Raw genomic sequence first — 512 nt, forward strand, 5'->3', positions numbered from 1 at the left:
GGAGCTATCGCCCAAAGTTGGTGACGGCGGGAATCGGAAAGGCGGCATATCGTGGGGGTGCTTGACGCCTCCACTTCTCCACCGAAGGAGCGATATGCCGTGTCCAACGATAACGTCATCCATCTGATTCAGCCAGGAATCTTCGACGATCAACTCACAGAAGTCTTGCGCAATGGAGCGCGTGCCCTGCTTGCCCAGGCGGTCGAGGCCGAGGTTGCAGACTTTCTAGGCCAGCATGCCGATTTGAAGACCCGGGACGGCCACCAGCGCGTGGTCCGCCACGGTCACCTGCCGGAGCGCGAGGTGATGACCGGCATCGGTCCGGTCGCCGTCCGCCAGCCGCGTGTACGCGATCGCGAAGCGGACGCCGCCGATCCTGGCCGCATCCGGTTCTCGCCGTCGATCCTGCCGCCCTACATGCGCCGGTCGAAGTCGATCGAGACGCTGCTGCCGATCCTTTACCTGAAGGGTATCTCGACCGGCGACTTCTCTGAGGCGCTGGCTGCGCTGCT

Annotated in this window: 1 protein-coding gene; it reads left to right on the forward strand. The window is 63.7% G+C overall.

Annotated features, from left to right (window positions below):
* Positions 1–99: 99 nt before the first annotated feature.
* Positions 100–512, forward strand: a 413-nt coding sequence (locus tag IVA74_RS14240; protein WP_247344602.1) for a transposase, incomplete at its 3' end; no start/stop codon positions are given.

This window comes from Bradyrhizobium sp. 132 (assembly GCF_023074185.1).
Classification (GTDB): Bacteria; Pseudomonadota; Alphaproteobacteria; order Rhizobiales; family Xanthobacteraceae; genus Bradyrhizobium.